Here is a 15,142-nt window from a genome sequence, read left to right as displayed (position 1 = left end):
AGGTGTCTTCGGTAGGACCAGAGCAAGGGAAGACAGCCATGACCACCGCCTTGGAACCCGCCCTGTCGGTACGCCAGGTCCTCACGCTGGACCGGGTGCTCGCCGGAGAGCCCGAGGTGGTGGCCGGCGCCGGGCACCTCGACCGGCGGGTGCGCTGGGTGCACGTCGCCGAGGCGCCCGACGTCGGGGTGATGCTCAGCGGCGGCGAGATGGTCCTCACCACCGGGGTGCTGCTCGCCGGCGACGAGGACAAGCAGGCCGAGTACATCCGGTCGCTGCACCGTGCGGAGGCGGCGGCCGTCGTCCTCGGACTCGGCCGCGCCTTCCCCTTGCCCCCGGACGTGATGCGCCGGGCCGCCGAGCGCTGCGGGCTGCCCATGGTGGTACTGCACCGCCCTTTCCCGTTCGCCGAACTGACCGAGGAGGTCCAGTCCCGTCTGGTGCGGCGGAAGTTCGCGGCGGTGAGTCTGTCGGAGTCCGTACGCACGGCCCTGACCGGACTGATCACCGCGTGCGCCCCGCTTCAGCGGCTGCTCGACGAGGTCGCGGTGCATGCCGGCTGCCCCGTGATCCTCACCAACCTCGCCCACCGGGTGCTCGCCACGGCGGGGGAGCGTTCCGCCGTCGACGATGTGCTGCGCGACTGGGAACGCATCGCCCGGCAGGCCGGCGGCAGCGAGGGCGACGGCTGGGTCCGTGCCGAACTGAGCGGCCGTGGCGAGCGCTGGGGCCGTATCGTGCTGTGCGGCTATCGCGGCGACAACCCCATCGGACGCCTTCTCGCCGAGCGCGCGGCCGAGGCGCTGGTCCTGCACCGGATGCTCCACGGCTCGGCGCACTCCTGGGAGGAGCAGTCCGCGCGAGGCCTGCTGACGGACCTGGTCTCCGGGGTCGTACCGGCCCGCCAGCTCCTGCCGCGGGCCCGCGCGGCCGGGCTGCCGGTCAACCGCCGCACCTTCGTCCCCCTCGTTGTACGCGACGGCGACCCGGTCCACCTCGACCGCGTCCTGCGCCTGCTGGGGCTGTCCGGACTCGTCGCCGAACTGGCCGACGGGGCCACCGCCGTGCTGCTCAGCCTCGCCCGCGACCAGGACGCCGAATCGCTGACCGCACACTTCGCCGCCCGGCTGCGGACGGAGTCCCACGCGGGCGGGGCGGTCGTCGCCGCGGCCGATGCCCGCGCCGGCTGGGAGGACGTGCCCGCGGGCCTGCGTGAGGCCCGGCACGTCGCCGATGCCGTCGCCGACCACTCCGCCGCACTCGATCTGCCGCCCGTCGTCCGCCTCAAGGACGTCCATCTGCGCGGCCTGGTCCGGCTGCTGCGCGACGACGCCCACGTCCAGTGCTTCGCCGAGCGGGAACTGGACGGGCTGCTGTGCGGACGTGACGCCGAGCAGGAGCTGCTGCCCGTGCTGCGGACATATCTCGCCACCGGCCGCAACAAGTCCCGTACCGCCCAGCTCCACCACGTCAGCCGGCCGGCCCTGTACCGCAGGCTGGAGGCCATCCAGGCGTGCCTCGGAGTCGACCTGGACGACTTCGAGCAGGCCGCCTCCGTGCACATCGCGCTGCTCGCGCACGATGCCCAACAAAGGTGAAACGCCGTGGAAAAGTGCGGGAAACCCGTGTGCGCGGGCCGGGGTGACAGCGTGGAACGCCCGGCGTGCGCAGACGTGACACGGTGCAACTCAAACCGGCTCCCCGGACTTCCTAGGCTCGCCGCACACCGAGCGACCGGAGGTCCCGATGAGCAGAGTGATCCGTGCCGCCCTCTTCCAGGCGGCCTGGACGGGCGACAAGGAATCGATGATCCAGGTCCACGAGCAGGCGGTGCGCGACGCGGCCGCGCAGGGTGCTCAGGTGCTGTGTTTCCAGGAGCTGTTCTACGGACCGTACTTCTGCCAGGTCCAGGACCCGGCGTTCTACTCGTATGCCGAGCGGATCCCGGACGGCCCGATCGTCAGGCGCTTCCAGGTGCTGGCGAAGGAGCTGGGCATCGTGCTGGTCCTGCCCATGTACGAGGAGGAACAGCCCGGGGTCCTCTACAACACGGCCGCGGTGATCGACGCCGACGGCTCCTACCTCGGCAAGTACCGCAAGACCCACATCCCGCAGGTGAAGGGCTTCTGGGAGAAGTTCTACTTCCGGCCCGGCAACTCCGGCTGGCCGGTCTTCGACACCAAGGTCGGCAGGATCGGCGTGTACATCTGCTACGACCGCCACTTCCCGGAGGGCTGGCGGGCGCTGGGGCTCGCGGGCGCCGAGGTCGTGTTCAATCCCTCGGCCACCTCGCGCGGTCTGTCCGGCTACCTGTGGCAGCTGGAGCAGCCGGCGGCGGCCGTGGCCAACGAGTACTTCGTGGGCGCGATCAACCGTGTGGGAGTCGAGGAACTCGGCGACAACGACTTCTACGGGACCTCGTACTTCGTGGACCCCGAGGCGCAGTTCGTCGGCGAGGTGGCGAGCGACAAGGAGAGCGAGCTCGTGGTCCGCGACCTCGACCTCGCGAAGCTGCGGGAGGTGCGCGACCGCTGGCAGTTCTACCGGGACCGGGCGCCGGGGGCGTACGGACCGCTGACCGCTCCGTGACGGAGGGGGGTTCCGTGCCCCTGACCGGGGCGCGGGGCTGCACCACCATGCGGCTCCGCCGCGTGCGCGCGACCAGCCACAGACAACCCGCACAGTCCGACCGCATCCCAGCGGAGCGTCCACGCAGGTAAGGGAGCACAGGGAGCATGAGCAGCCGTACCGTCATCCGCGGTGGCCTCGTCATCACCGCGTCCGACGAGATCCACGCCGACGTCCTGATCGAGGAGGGCCGCATCGCCGCCCTCGCCGCGACCGGCACCCCGGCCGCCGAGACCTTCACGGCCGAACGGACCATCGACGCCACCGGCAAGTACGTGATCCCGGGCGGCGTCGACGCCCACACCCACATGGAGCTGCCGTTCGGCGGCACCTTCGCCTCCGACACCTTCGAGACCGGCACCCGGGCAGCAGCCTGGGGCGGGACGACCACCATCATCGACTTCGCCGTGCAGAGCGTGGGCCACTCGCTGCGCGAGGGCCTGGACGCCTGGCACGCCAAGGCGGAGGGCAACTGCGCCGTCGACTACGGTTTCCACATGATCGTCTCCGATGTGAACCAGGAGACGCTCAAGGAGATGGACCTGCTGGTCGAGGAGGGCATCACCTCCTTCAAGCAGTTCATGGCCTACCCCGGCGTCTTCTACAGCGACGACGGGCAGATCCTGCGCGCCATGCAGCGCTCCGCCGAGAACGGCGGCCTGATCATGATGCACGCCGAGAACGGCATCGCGATCGACGTGCTGGTCGAGCAGGCGCTGGCCCGCGGCGAGACCGATCCCCGCTACCACGGCGAGGTCCGCAAGGCACTCCTGGAGGCCGAGGCGACCCACCGCGCCATCAGGCTCGCCCAGGTCGCGGGCGCGCCGCTGTACGTCGTGCACGTCTCGGCGCAGGAGGCGGTGGAGGAACTGGCCCGGGCGCGCGACCAAGGGCTGAACGTCTTCGGCGAGACCTGTCCCCAGTACCTCTTCCTGTCCACCGACAACCTCGCCGAGCCGGACTTCGAGGGCGCGAAGTACGTGTGCTCGACCCCGCTGCGCCCCGAGGAGCACCAGGCCGCCCTGTGGCAGGGGCTGCGCACCAACGACCTCCAGGTGGTCTCCACCGATCACTGCCCCTTCTGCTTCGTGGGCCAGAAGGAGCTGGGCCGGGGCGACTTCTCCAAGATCCCCAACGGACTGCCGGGCGTGGAGAACCGCATGGACCTGCTTCACCAGGCCGTCGTCGACGGGCACATCTCCCGCCGCCGCTGGATCGAGATCGCCTGCGCCACCCCGGCCCGGATGTTCGGCCTCTATCCGAAGAAGGGCACCATCGCCCCGGGCGCGGACGCCGACGTGGTCATCTACGACCCGCACGCCGAGCAGGTCATGTCCGCTTCGGAGCACCACATGAACGTCGACTACTCGGCGTACGAGGGCAAGCGCACGACCGGCCGGGTCGAGACCGTCCTCTCGCGTGGCGAACCCGTCATCACCGAGCGGGAGTTCACCGGACGTGCCGGACACGGCGTCTATACCCCCCGCTCTACCTGTCAGTACCTCAACTAGGAGTGGCGCACATGGACTTCGGACTCGTCCTGCAGACCGACCCGCCGGCCTCGAGAGTCGTCAGCCTCATGAAGCGCGCCGAGCGCAACGGGTTCCGCCACGGCTGGACCTTCGACTCGGCCGTGCTGTGGCAGGAACCGTTCGTGATCTACAGTCAGATCCTGGCGAACACCCAGAAGCTGACCGTCGGCCCGATGGTGACGAACCCGGGCACCCGCACCTGGGAGGTCACCGCGTCCACGTTCGCCACGCTCAACGACATGTTCGGCAACCGTACGATCTGCGGCATCGGACGCGGCGACTCGGCGATGCGCGTCGCCGGGCGCAAGCCGAACACGCTGGCCCGCATCAGCGAGGCCATGAAGGTCATCCGGGCGCTGGGCCGCGGCGAGGAGGCCGATCTCGGCGGCACGGTGGTCAAGTTCCCATGGATCAAGCCCGGCGCCGAACTCCCCGTCTGGATGGCCGCGTACGGCCCCAAGGCGCTGAAGATGGCAGGAGAGGAGGCGGACGGCTTCATCCTCCAGCTCGCGGACCTGTATCTGACCGAGTACATGGTCAAGGCGGTGAAGGACGCCGCCATGGCCGCCCGACGCGACCCGTCCGAGGTCAAGATCTGCGTCGCGGCCCCGGCGTACGTCACCGAGGACGACTCGCCCGATGCGCTCGCCCACGCCCGTGAGCAGTGCCGCTGGTTCGGCGGCATGGTCGGCAACCACGTCGCCGACCTCGTCGCCAAGTACGGCGAGCACTCGGCCGCCGTACCCGACGAACTCACCGAGTACATCAAGGCCCGCGGGGGCTACGACTACGCCCACCACGGGCGCAGCGGCAACCCCGACACCCAGTTCGTGCCCGACGAGATCGTCGACCGGTTCTGCGTCATCGGTCCCGTCGAGCGGCACATCGAGAAACTGACCGCACTGCGTGAGCTGGGCGTCGACCAGTTCGCCGTGTACGACATGCACGATGCTCAGGAAGCCGTCATCGACGCGTACGGCAGCCGGGTCATCCCGGCCCTCAACGGCTAGTCGCGCACGCTCCGTTCCGTCCGGTCCTCCCCCCTCGTCCCCTTCCCGCTCCCCCGGGGAGGGGATCCAGGGCGTCCCGTCCCTCGTGGCTTCGGGGCGCACCCCCCATCGGCGCCACAACCCGCACGGCCTTTCCCGTCCCGCCTCATGATGGGCCTGCCCATGACCGATATCGCTCCCACAGCCACACCGATGTCCGACCAAGTCACCCGTGCCGATGGGCGGGTGGAGTTCGCCCCGGGCTCCCCCCCGCCGAGCGGTCCCTACGCCAACAAGGACCTGCTGCCGGTCCCCGTCGGCAAGCGGACGTGGAACACGTACAACTTCTCCGCGCTGTGGGTCGGGATGGCCCACAACACGGCATCCTGGACCCTGGCCTCCGGTCTGATCGCCGTGGGCATGGACTGGAAGCAGGCGGTGTTCACCATCGCCCTGGCCAATGTGATCGTGCTCATCCCCATGCTGCTGACCGGACACGCCGGACCCAAGTACGGCATCCCGTTCCCGGTCTTCGCCCGCGCCTCCTTCGGGGTGCGTGGTGCCAACCTGCCTGCCGTGGTGCGGGCGTTGGTCGCGTGCGGCTGGTTCGGCATCCAGACCTGGATCGGCGGCGAGGCGATCTACTTCCTCGCCGGCAAGCTCATCGGCGACAGCTGGGCGAACGCCTCCCGGATCGGCGGTCACGCCTGGACCATGTGGCTGTCGTTCGCGATCTTCTGGGTGATCCAGGTCGCCATCATCTACCGGGGCATGGAGACCATCCGCCGCTTCGAGAACTGGGCGGCGCCCTTCGTGCTCGTCGGCGCCTTCGTGATGCTGTGGTGGATGAGCGACAAGGCCGGCGGTGTCGGCCCGCTGTTCGACCAGCCGTCCAAGCTCGGCTGGGGCGGCGGCTTCTGGAAGCTGTTCTGGCCCTCCCTCATGGGCATGATCGGCTTCTGGTCCACGCTGTCGCTGAACATCCCCGACTTCACCCGGTACGGAAAGAGCCAGAAGGCACAGACGTGGGGCCAGGCGCTCGGCCTGCCGACCACCATGACCCTGTTCGCCTTCCTGTCCGTGCTGGTCACATCCGGCTCGCAGGCGGTGTACGGCCAGCCGGTCTGGGACCCGGTGCAGCTTGCCGCCAAGACGGACAACGTGGTCGGTCTGCTCTACGCCCTGGTGACCGTGCTGGTCGCGACCCTTTCGGTGAACATTGCGGCGAACCTGGTCTCGCCTGCGTTCGACTTCTCCAACGTCGCACCCCGGAAGATCAGTTTCCGCACCGGTGCCCTCGTCACCTCCGTGCTCGCTGTGCTGATCTTCCCGTGGAAGCTCTACTCCGACCCGCAGGGCTACATCTTCACCTGGCTCGGCCTGGTCGGCGGTCTGCTCGGCACGGTGGCGGGCATCCTCATCGCCGACTACTGGATCCTGCGCCGCGGCTCCCTCCATCTCGCCGATCTGTACCGCTCGGGCGGCCGCTACTGGTACGGGGGCGGCTGGAACTGGCGGGCCGTCGTCGCCTTCGTGGTGGGCGGCGTGCTGGCCATCGGAGGCGCGGACTTCCACCCGCTGGTCGACGGCCGTCCGATCCCGGCCCTCTCGCCCCTCGCCGACTACGGCTGGGCGGTGGGCCTGGGCACCTCGATGGTGCTGTACGTGGTGCTGATGCTGCTGCGGGGCCGGGAGAGGGCCACGGCCTGACGCCGGCAGGCGCGCGGAGGGCGGTCAGCCCTTCTTCTGACCGCCCTCCAGCGCTGCCACCGCGTCCTTGGCGGCCTTGATGGCGCCCTTGTTGATCTCGTCCGTACTGGGCGCCTTCTTCGTCTCGAAGTCGCTGCCGTTGTACGTGATGGACACCAGCGCGTTGGCCACGCGGACCAGCACCACGCCCTCGCGGGTCTGCTGCTTGTCCTCGGTGGTGAGGTTCACCACGGAATAGGCGGAGTCGCCGAGACCGGGGACCGCGCCTCCGCCGCCCTTGTCCGCAGTGCGCTGGGTGTAGGACTTCTGCGCCTGGGCCTGCGAGTCCGTGATCTCGAAGGACACGTCGAGCCAGCGGTAGTCGTAGCCCTTGAGCGCGTTCCAGGAGCAGGTGCGTCTGATGGACTCGTCCGTCGACGGGATCTCCTTCCCGGCCTTCTTGGCGCCGGGGACCAGCGACTCGATCGTCTTGACGGACACACCGCCGCACGGCGCGGGCGCCGCCGTGTACGTCTTGGTCGCGGCCGACGTCGCGGGCGCGGAGGCGCCCCCGGCGCTCTGGGTGCCTTGCGAGGTCTGGCCCCCCCGCGCCGACTTCTGGTCGGTGGCCGGAGCCGCGGCGAGGGGCCCGGACGACAGGGCCCAGCCCGCCGAGGCGAGCACGGCGACCGGCAGGAGGCGCGCGGTCAGGGCGAGCGGCAGAGGAAGAGACTGCACGGGCGCCTCGTGGGGACGGTGCGGAGTGGGGTCCACACTGCGGACGGGCCGCCAGTCTCACATGACTGACTGTGGTGCGGAAGAGCTAACTCGCTCCGTACCCGTGCGATGACGGCGTTGGCTGTTGACGGCCTGTGAGTTCCTGTGCCTCCTTGCCATGGTGTGCCCTTTATGTTCTCGCCGCTCATGCCCTCATCGACGGCAGGTGCGGTGCGCTCTCGATCCGGTCGACCGCCCACATGGTCATCAGCCCGTTCACGGCCAAGACGCACATCAGCCGGGCAATGACCGAATTGGTCGCACAGGACCGCCCGGCTCGTGGTCTTCGTCTACGAGTCGGGTGTGGTCAGGGCGCGCGGGGCGTCAGAACCCGCGCATGTGGGGCCGCTCCGGGTGCTCACAGCATCAGCGCGATCGCATAGGCCAGGAAGAACCCGGCCACCAGGACCACCAGGGCCATGATCACAATAAGTGGCCCCGCGGCCCAGCCACGGCTCCTCTGGTACTCCTGCTGCGGAACGGCCTCCTCGACACTGCTCTCGCCCGGCGGAGTCTCGCCCGGCGGAACCCCGCCAGGCTCGACCCTGGGCCGCCATGACGGCGCGGCGCCCGGTACCCCGTGGCGGTGGTCCCATGTGCCGCCCGTCCCGCTCGTCCGGTGCATCTGGTTCATGCTGTCCGAATACCCTCACCACCACGCGTCAAGCGGGCGTATCCGTATAAAAGGTGCAGCGGAACGGTGCGGTGCCGTCAGGGCTGTGCCGACGGTGGGGGAGACGGGACGCCGAGCGGTCGCTAGCCTGCTCGGTGATCAAGTGAAGGCGAGCCCTGGCGCCGTCTCCCCGGATGCTCTCCAGGACGGTCCCCGAGCGCTGATCGGACGGACCGATGCGTGCACACAGCGAGGTGAGAGATGCAGTTCACCACCCGGCCCACGCTTCAAGGCTCCTTCGGCATGGTGTCGTCCACCCATTGGCTGGCCTCGCAGTCCGCGATGGCGGTGCTGGAGGACGGCGGCAACGCGTTCGACGCGGCCGTCGCCGGAGCGTTCGTGCTGCATGTGGTGGAGCCGCACCTGAACGGACCCGCCGGGGAGGTCCCGATCCTCCTCGCCCCGGCCGGCGGAGAGGTACGGGTGCTGTGCGGGCAGGGCGTCGCCCCCGCCGGGGCCACCATCACCCACTACAGGGGACTCGGTCTGGCTCTCGTACCCGGTACCGGGCCCCTCGCCGCCGCCGTCCCGGGCGCCTTCGACGCCTGGATGGTTCTGCTGCGCGACCACGGTACGAAGCACCTTTCCGACGTCCTGAAGTACGCCGTCGGATACGCGGAGCACGGGCACGCGCCCGTGGAGCGTGTCGGCGAGACCGTCGAGAGCGTGCGGCGGCTGTTCGAGACGGAGTGGACCTCGTCGGCCGAGGTGTATCTGCCCGGCGGGAAGGCGCCGGTCCCCGGCGAGCTGCTGCGCAATCCCGCGCTGGCAACCACCTGGAAACGGCTGCTCGCCGAGGTGTCCGGGGCAGGCGACCGGGAGGCGCAGATCGAGGCGGCACGACAGGTGTGGCGGTCCGGATTCATCGCCGAAGCCCTGGTGCGGCAGGCGGGACGGCCCACCATGGACACCAGCGGCGAACGGCACAGCGGGACCCTGACGGCCGCCGATCTCGCGGGCTGGTCCGCCACCTACGAGACTCCGGCCGCCTACGACTGGAACGGCTGGACCGTCTGCAAGGCGGGCCCCTGGAGCCAGGGCCCGGTGCTGCTCCAGCAGCTCGCCCTGCTCCCGCCCGAGCTGCCGCGGTACGGCTCCGCGGAGTACGTCCACCTGCTGATCGAGGGCTGCAAGCTCGCGATGGCCGACCGCGAGGCCTGGTACGGCGACGCTTCCGAGGTACCGCTCGACGACCTGCTCTCGGACGCCTACAACGCAGAGCGGCGCGCCCTCGTCGGCGGCAAGGCGTCGTACGAGCTGCGCCCCGGCGCGCCCGGAGGCCGTCTTCCGCGCCTGAGCAAGCACGCCCGTGCGGTGACCCCCGACGACCTCGGCTTCGATCCCATGGGGGTCGGGGAACCGACCGTCGCCAAGAGCCCGGCTTCTTCGGCGTCCGGCGAGCCGGACGTCGCCGCCGACGGGGCCACCCGCGGCGACACCTGCCACCTGGACGTCGTCGACCGCTGGGGCAACATGGTCGCCGCCACGCCCAGCGGCGGCTGGCTCCAGTCCAACCCGGTCGTTCCCGAGCTGGGCTTCCCGCTCGGTACCCGGCTCCAGATGGCCTGGCTCGACGAGGGGCTGCCGAACTCCCTCAGCCCGGGCCGTCGCCCCCGCACCACTCTCACCCCCTCGATCGCGCTGCGCGACGGTGTGCCGGTACTCGCGTTCGGCACGCCCGGTGGCGACCAGCAGGACCAGTGGCAGCTCCACTTCTTCCTGGCGGCCGCCCTGCGCCCCGCGATCCGGGGCGGCCTCGACCTCCAGGGCGCCATCGACGCTCCGAACTGGCACAACGACGCCTTTCCCGGCTCCTTCTTCCCGCGCGGCATGCGCCCCGGCAGCGTCACCGTGGAGTCCCGCATGGACCCCGGTGTGGTCGAGGAGCTGCGCCGGCGCGGCCACGACGTCACGGTCGGCGAGGCCTGGTCCGAGGGGCGGCTGTGCGCCGTCGGCCGGGACCCGCGCACGGGCGTGCTGTCCGCGGCGGCGAATCCGCGCGGGATGCAGGGGTACGCGGTCGGCCGGTGACCCCGGACGGCGGCGGGCGCCCGGCTCGGTCCGACGGGAAAGCCGCGAAGGCTCGAATTCACGCCGAATCCACCCGGAGTACACCAGGCGGGGTCGGATTGTCAGTGACGCGTGCTCTCATTTAGGCATGATCGACGACATCGAAACCATCGACGAGTTTCTCGCTCACCGCACATCCGAGGTGGCGGAGGCCGTCCGCGAGGCGGCCGCGACCGAGATCATGCCGCGCTTCCGCCGGCTCGCCGCGCACGAGATCGACGAGAAGAGCGGCCCCCACGACCTGGTCACGGACGCCGACCGCAAGGCGGAGGCCTACCTCACCGAGGCGCTTGTCAAACTGCTGCCCGGTTCGGCCGTGGTCGGCGAGGAGGCGGTCCACGCCAACCCGGCGACCTATGACGCGGTGCGCGGCGAGGCGCCCGTCTGGATCGTCGACCCCGTCGACGGCACCCGCCAGTTCGTCCACGGCGACCCCGGCTTCTGCACGCTGGTCGCGCTCGCCCAGGGCGGCGTCGTGCGTGCCTCGTGGACGTACGCACCGGCCCAGAACCGACTCGCCACCGCCGTCCGCGGTCAGGGCGCCTTCCTCGACGGAGTACGCCTGCGCTCCGGCTCACCCGCACCGGGCCGCGACCTCGAGGTCGCCGCGTCCCACCCGTTTTACACGACGGACGAACAGAAGCGCGCACTCCTCGGCCTGCAGGCCGAGGGCGTCCGCCCGCGTTCGTGCGGCTCGGCCGGACTGGAATATCTGCAGATCGCGCAGGGCCTGCTGGACGCCACGGCCTTCTCCTGGGAAGCAGCCTGGGACCACGCGGCCGGCCTTCTCCTGGTGGAGGAGGCGGGCGGCGCGCACTACACCCTGACCGGCGAACCGTTCCGTATCGCCGGTGGCAACACCCTGCCGTTCACCGCGGCCAGGGACGAGGCCACGGCCCGCCGGGTGTTGGGGCTGCTGTCGGGCGCCGCCTGACCCCCACGACGGCGCGGAGAGCGGAACCTCCGCCTCGGTCGACGACCGCCCCCCACACCGGAGGGGTGTCAGTCCCCCGGCATATCCTGAGGGCCACTGGGCGTGGACTGACGAAGGAGTCCCAAGGTGCCGTCGATGCTCGATGCGGTCGTGGTGGGAGCGGGGCCCAACGGACTGACGGCCGCCGTGGAACTGGCCCGGCGCGGATTCTCCGTCGCCGTCTTCGAGGCCCGCGACACCATCGGAGGGGGCGCCCGCACCGAAGAGCTGACGCTGCCCGGTTTCCGGCACGATCCGTGCTCGGCGGCCCATCCGCTCGGCATCAACTCGCCCGCCTTCCGGGCCCTGCCCCTGGAGCGGTACGGCCTCGAGTGGCTGCATGCCGAGCTGCCGATGGCGCATCCCTTCCTCGACGGCACCGCAGCGGTGCTTTCCCGGTCCGTGGCCGAGACGGCCGCCTCGTTCGGGCCGCGCGACGCGGGGGCGTACCGTCGGCTGGTCGAGCCCTTCCTGAGCCGCTGGGACACGCTGGCCCGGGACTTCATGTCCCTGCCGCTGACCGCCCTGCCACGGGACCCCCTCACCCTGGCCCGGTTCGGACTCGTCGGTCTCCCTCCGTCGACCTGGCTGATGCGCCGCTTCCGCGACGAACGGGCGAAGGCGCTGTTCGCCGGGCTGGTCGCCCATGTGATCGCCCCGCTCGGCGGCTTGGCCACCGGCGCCGTCGGCCTGATCTTCGCCCTCGCCGCGCATGCCCGCGGCTGGCCGGTGGCCCGCGGTGGCTCCCAGTCCATCTCGGACGCGCTCGCCGCGTACCTGAAGGACCTGGGCGGCACCGTCCACACCGACTACGAGGTCAAGCGCCTGGACGACCTGCCCCCGGCGCGCGCGTACGTCTTCGACACCTCGCCCACCGCGCTGGCCCGGATCGCGGGCCTCGGCAGGTATTACGACGGCTACCGCTACGGCCCCGGGGTGTTCAAGGTGGACTACGCCCTGGACGGCCCCGTGCCGTGGACCGCGGAGGAGCCGCGGGTCGCCGGAACCGTGCAGATCGGCGCCGACAGCGCGGAGATCGGCGCCGCCCTGCGCGCCGCGTCCCGCGAGGGCAGGGCCCCCGACGTACCGTTCCTCATCACCGTGCAGCCCAGCGTCGTGGACCCCACCCGGGCGCCCGAGGGCAAGCAGGTCTTCTGGGCGTACGGCCATGTGCCGAACGGCTGGCGGGGGGACCTGACGGACGCGTTGGAACGCCAACTGGAGCGCTTCGCACCGGGCTTCCGCGACCGCGTCCTCGCCCGTGCCACCGCGGGCCCGCCCGAACTGGCCGCCCGCAACGCCAACTACGTCGGCGGCGACATCGCCTCCGGCGCGGTGTCGGGTCTCCAGCTGCTGCTGCGCCCCAAACTGTCCCTGTTCCCGTACGGCACTCCGCACCCGGCCGTCTTCATCTGCTCGTCGTCCACCCCGCCCGGCCCCGGCGTGCACGGCATGTCGGGCCACAACGCGGCGAAGGCCGTCTGGAGGAGGCTGAGACAGACATGATCACCATCACGCTGGTCCAGGGAGACATCACCCGGCAGAGCGTCGACGCGATCGTCAACGCGGCAAACTCCTCGCTGCTCGGCGGGGGAGGCGTTGACGGCGCGATCCACCGTCGGGGCGGCCCCGCGATCCTCGAGGAGTGCCGCGCACTGCGCGCCTCCCACTACGGCAAGGGCCTTCCCACCGGCCAGGCGGTCGCCACCACGGCGGGCGAACTGGACGCGCGCTGGGTGATCCACACCGTGGGCCCGGTCTTCGCCGCCTCGGAGGACCGCTCCGATCTGCTGGCATCGTGCTACCGGGAGGCGCTGAGGGTCGCCGACGAACTCGGCGCCAGTAGCGTCGCGTTCCCCGCGGTGTCCACCGGCGTCTACCGCTGGCCGATGCGGGACGCCGCCCGCATCGCGGTGGAGACGGTGCGCTCGACGGACACGGCGGTCGAGGAGGTCAGGTTCGTCCTCTTCGACGAGCAGGCGTACGCACTGTTCGCTGCGCAGCTCCGTTGATGGAACCGTGGTTCAGTTCCCCGGTCTCGCCTGAGCCCCCTGTGAACTCGCCGGACCTGTCGCCGTCTGGTTCGAGACGGCGACAGGTCCGGCTTTCCCGTATCAGCCCTGGGCGTCCGAAGAACACGCGATGCCTACGCCTATCCAGGCTCGCGTAGCGCCGACACCTGCGCTGCCGGATAGAGCAGGCGCTTTAGAAGAGAGTTGCACGCTTCTAGTCAACTAGGCTTCTCACCTGCATGTTTGATGATGGCTGCATGCCGAGAGCACCGGACTTTGCCGCGCATTCACCGGAGGGGAGCATTCCGGTGACATCTTCGGGCTCTCGTTGAGCCCGACTGGGGCCCACCAGCCAGGGCCCTCATCGGACCGCGAACACAGCAGGCGGTCTGCGCGGCCAGGAACGGCTCCGGAGGGCGCTTCTTGAGCCTCTGACTGAGCAGGTCACAACGTTGCTTGCAGGGGAAACGGCTGCTGCCGTCCACGCATAGTCCGTGACTGTCAGTTGAGAGGCGTGTCTTCCGCAGCAGCATCGGTGCGCCAGGGGAACTCGGGCGGGATGTCGACGGCCTTGCGGTGTCGGGGGGTGCGGCTGGGCGAGGAGCCGGGCCGGCCGGGTCCTGACTCCCCACCGCTGCCATGGGCCTCAGCCCACCATCAGTGCCGATGCGTGGGGGGCGAGGAAATGGTCCATGACCAGTTCCGCGGCGCCCTGGGCCACCACTTGCTCGCCCACCGCCGAGCCCTGCACCAGGACCTTCTCACGCGCCGCCACCAGCTCGCGGGCGACGAGGTCGGGGATGACGGGGAGGAACACCGAGCTGAGCCGGTCCCACAGCGGGCCGCCCAGCACCACCCGCGGCACGTCCAGCAGGTTCACCAGCACCCCGAGGCCGACGGCGACCCGGCGCGCGGCGTGTTCGAGGATGCGGGCGGCGACGGCGTCGCCCGCGGAGGCACGAGCGCACAGCGCGGAGCAGGCGTCGTCGACCGCGATGTAGTCGTTCAGGTTCGGCACGGGCATCAGGCCCACCCGGGCGGCCTGGAGTACGAGCGCCTCCGGCACGCACGCGGCAGCCAGGCCCCCGCGGCGGCCGCTCCACTCCAGCTCTTCGGCGTCGGGGTCGACGACCAGGTCGCCGATCTCGCCGACGTTGTTCGTCGTGCCGCGGATGACCTGGTTGTCCAGCACGACCGAGGCGCCCACGCCGGATCCCAGGTAGAGGAAGACGAACGAGTTCGACGCCTCCGTGGAGGAGCGCAGCTCCGCCGTGGCGGCAGCGGTGACGTCCTTGTCGAGGAGGACCGGCAGACCGGTCGCCTCGTGCAGGTCCGCGCGCAGCTGGACGTTGCGCCAGTTGGGCAGTTGAGGCGGGTCGAGGAGCAGCCCGGCCTCGACGTCGAGCGGCCCCGGCGCCGCGATGCCCAGCCCGAGCACCCGGGCCCGGTCGATGCCGGCCTCGGTGATCAGACCGTCGACGGCGTCGGCGATGAAGGCGGTCACCTCCGAGGGGTTCGTGGCCTGCGGCGTATGTTCCTGCCGTCCCAGCCGCACCTCGCCGTCGAGATCGAGGAGCACGATGGTCAGCCGGGCCGGGTCGATGTGCACGCCGACCGAGTACGCCCCGTCCGGCTCGGTGACCAGCGGAATGCTCGGCCGGCCGCGAGCGCTGCCGTTTGGCGTGCTCTCGCAGATCAGCTGATCGTCTATCAGCCGCCGGGTGATGTTGGAGATGGTCTGCGAGCTCAGGCCGGACTCGCGCTGCAGGTCGGCCCGGCTGACTCCACGCGATCGGCGG

Annotated in this window: 12 protein-coding genes and 1 pseudogene; 10 read left to right on the top strand and 3 right to left on the bottom strand. The window is 70.7% G+C overall.

What is annotated here, in order from left to right; all coding sequences use genetic code 11:
• Positions 1–38: 38 nt before the first annotated feature.
• From VXC91_RS23085 to VXC91_RS23065, 5 genes are all read left to right on the top strand, one after another.
• Positions 39–1,598 (top strand): PucR family transcriptional regulator, encoded by a 1,560-nt coding sequence (locus VXC91_RS23085; RefSeq protein ID WP_329509223.1) that lies wholly within the window; start codon positions 39–41, stop codon positions 1,596–1,598.
• Between the two features lie 148 nt (positions 1,599–1,746).
• Positions 1,747–2,589, top strand: coding sequence for a nitrilase-related carbon-nitrogen hydrolase (locus VXC91_RS23080; protein WP_329509222.1), 843 nt, complete (start codon positions 1,747–1,749; stop codon positions 2,587–2,589).
• Positions 2,590–2,735: 146 nt separating this feature from the next.
• A complete protein-coding gene (gene hydA / locus VXC91_RS23075; RefSeq protein WP_329509221.1) occupies positions 2,736–4,139 on the top strand; it encodes a dihydropyrimidinase in 1,404 nt (467 codons plus the stop codon).
• An 11-nt stretch (positions 4,140–4,150) separates the two neighbouring features.
• Entirely contained in the window at positions 4,151–5,170 is a 1,020-nt protein-coding gene (locus tag VXC91_RS23070; protein WP_329509220.1) for a TIGR03842 family LLM class F420-dependent oxidoreductase, read from the top strand.
• A gap of 162 nt (positions 5,171–5,332) precedes the next feature.
• Complete coding sequence (locus VXC91_RS23065; protein ID WP_329509219.1) at positions 5,333–6,859, top strand: NCS1 family nucleobase:cation symporter-1; 1,527 nt, start codon at positions 5,333–5,335, stop codon at positions 6,857–6,859.
• A 24-nt stretch (positions 6,860–6,883) separates the two neighbouring features.
• Here the strand turns inward: VXC91_RS23065 and VXC91_RS23060 are convergent, their stop codons facing one another.
• Positions 6,884–7,576, bottom strand: coding sequence for a hypothetical protein (locus VXC91_RS23060; RefSeq protein WP_329509218.1), 693 nt, complete (start codon positions 7,574–7,576; stop codon positions 6,884–6,886).
• Positions 7,577–7,809: 233 nt separating this feature from the next.
• Between VXC91_RS23060 and VXC91_RS23055 the strand changes: the two are divergent.
• Positions 7,810–8,038: pseudogene (locus VXC91_RS23055) on the top strand (hypothetical protein); the annotation flags it as partial.
• Here VXC91_RS23055 and VXC91_RS23050 read toward each other — a convergent pair.
• Positions 7,974–8,249, bottom strand: a complete 276-nt coding sequence (locus VXC91_RS23050) for a DUF6480 family protein (protein WP_329509217.1) — start codon at positions 8,247–8,249, stop codon at positions 7,974–7,976. The pseudogene VXC91_RS23055 and the gene VXC91_RS23050 sit on opposite strands and share 65 nt — an antisense overlap.
• A gap of 240 nt (positions 8,250–8,489) precedes the next feature.
• On the opposite strand from VXC91_RS23050, the gene VXC91_RS23045 reads away from it, so the two are divergent.
• The 4 genes from VXC91_RS23045 (at position 8,490) to VXC91_RS23030 (ending at position 13,343) form a co-directional block, all read left to right on the top strand.
• Complete coding sequence (locus tag VXC91_RS23045) at positions 8,490–10,319, top strand: gamma-glutamyltransferase family protein (protein WP_329509216.1); 1,830 nt, start codon at positions 8,490–8,492, stop codon at positions 10,317–10,319.
• A 127-nt stretch (positions 10,320–10,446) separates the two neighbouring features.
• Complete coding sequence (locus VXC91_RS23040) at positions 10,447–11,292, top strand: inositol monophosphatase family protein (RefSeq protein ID WP_329509215.1); 846 nt, start codon at positions 10,447–10,449, stop codon at positions 11,290–11,292.
• Between the two features lie 135 nt (positions 11,293–11,427).
• The gene (locus VXC91_RS23035; protein WP_329509214.1) at positions 11,428–12,837 is read left to right on the top strand and encodes a phytoene desaturase family protein; all 1,410 of its coding nucleotides are present in this window, start codon (positions 11,428–11,430) and stop codon (positions 12,835–12,837) included.
• Entirely contained in the window at positions 12,834–13,343 is a 510-nt protein-coding gene (locus VXC91_RS23030; protein WP_329509213.1) for an O-acetyl-ADP-ribose deacetylase, read from the top strand. The genes VXC91_RS23035 and VXC91_RS23030 overlap by 4 nt, the downstream gene beginning before the upstream one ends.
• A 646-nt stretch (positions 13,344–13,989) precedes the next feature.
• On the opposite strand, the gene VXC91_RS23025 is transcribed toward VXC91_RS23030, so the two are convergent.
• On the bottom strand, positions 13,990–15,142 hold a 1,153-nt coding region (locus VXC91_RS23025; protein WP_329509212.1), incomplete at its 5' end, for an ROK family protein.

The organism is Streptomyces chiangmaiensis, assembly GCF_036281785.1.
GTDB lineage: Bacteria > Actinomycetota > Actinomycetes > Streptomycetales > Streptomycetaceae > Streptomyces > Streptomyces chiangmaiensis.
Note: the sequence above shows the minus strand (reverse complement) of the source record. Positions and strands in the feature narration are given on the sequence as shown.

What these genes read in the sequence shown, in the direction of transcription:
- VXC91_RS23085 (WP_329509223.1), top strand. Translation starts at nt 39, where the DNA reads ATGACCACCGCCTTGGAACCCGCCCTGTCGGTACGCCAGGTCCTCACG.
- VXC91_RS23080 (WP_329509222.1), top strand. Translation starts at nt 1,747, where the DNA reads ATGAGCAGAGTGATCCGTGCCGCCCTCTTCCAGGCGGCCTGGACGGGC.
- hydA (WP_329509221.1), top strand. Translation starts at nt 2,736, where the DNA reads ATGAGCAGCCGTACCGTCATCCGCGGTGGCCTCGTCATCACCGCGTCC.
- VXC91_RS23070 (WP_329509220.1), top strand. Translation starts at nt 4,151, where the DNA reads ATGGACTTCGGACTCGTCCTGCAGACCGACCCGCCGGCCTCGAGAGTC.
- VXC91_RS23065 (WP_329509219.1), top strand. Translation starts at nt 5,333, where the DNA reads ATGACCGATATCGCTCCCACAGCCACACCGATGTCCGACCAAGTCACC.
- VXC91_RS23050 (WP_329509217.1), bottom strand. Translation starts at nt 8,249, where the DNA reads ATGAACCAGATGCACCGGACGAGCGGGACGGGCGGCACATGGGACCAC.
- VXC91_RS23045 (WP_329509216.1), top strand. Translation starts at nt 8,490, where the DNA reads ATGCAGTTCACCACCCGGCCCACGCTTCAAGGCTCCTTCGGCATGGTG.
- VXC91_RS23040 (WP_329509215.1), top strand. Translation starts at nt 10,447, where the DNA reads ATGATCGACGACATCGAAACCATCGACGAGTTTCTCGCTCACCGCACA.
- VXC91_RS23035 (WP_329509214.1), top strand. Translation starts at nt 11,428, where the DNA reads ATGCTCGATGCGGTCGTGGTGGGAGCGGGGCCCAACGGACTGACGGCC.
- VXC91_RS23030 (WP_329509213.1), top strand. Translation starts at nt 12,834, where the DNA reads ATGATCACCATCACGCTGGTCCAGGGAGACATCACCCGGCAGAGCGTC.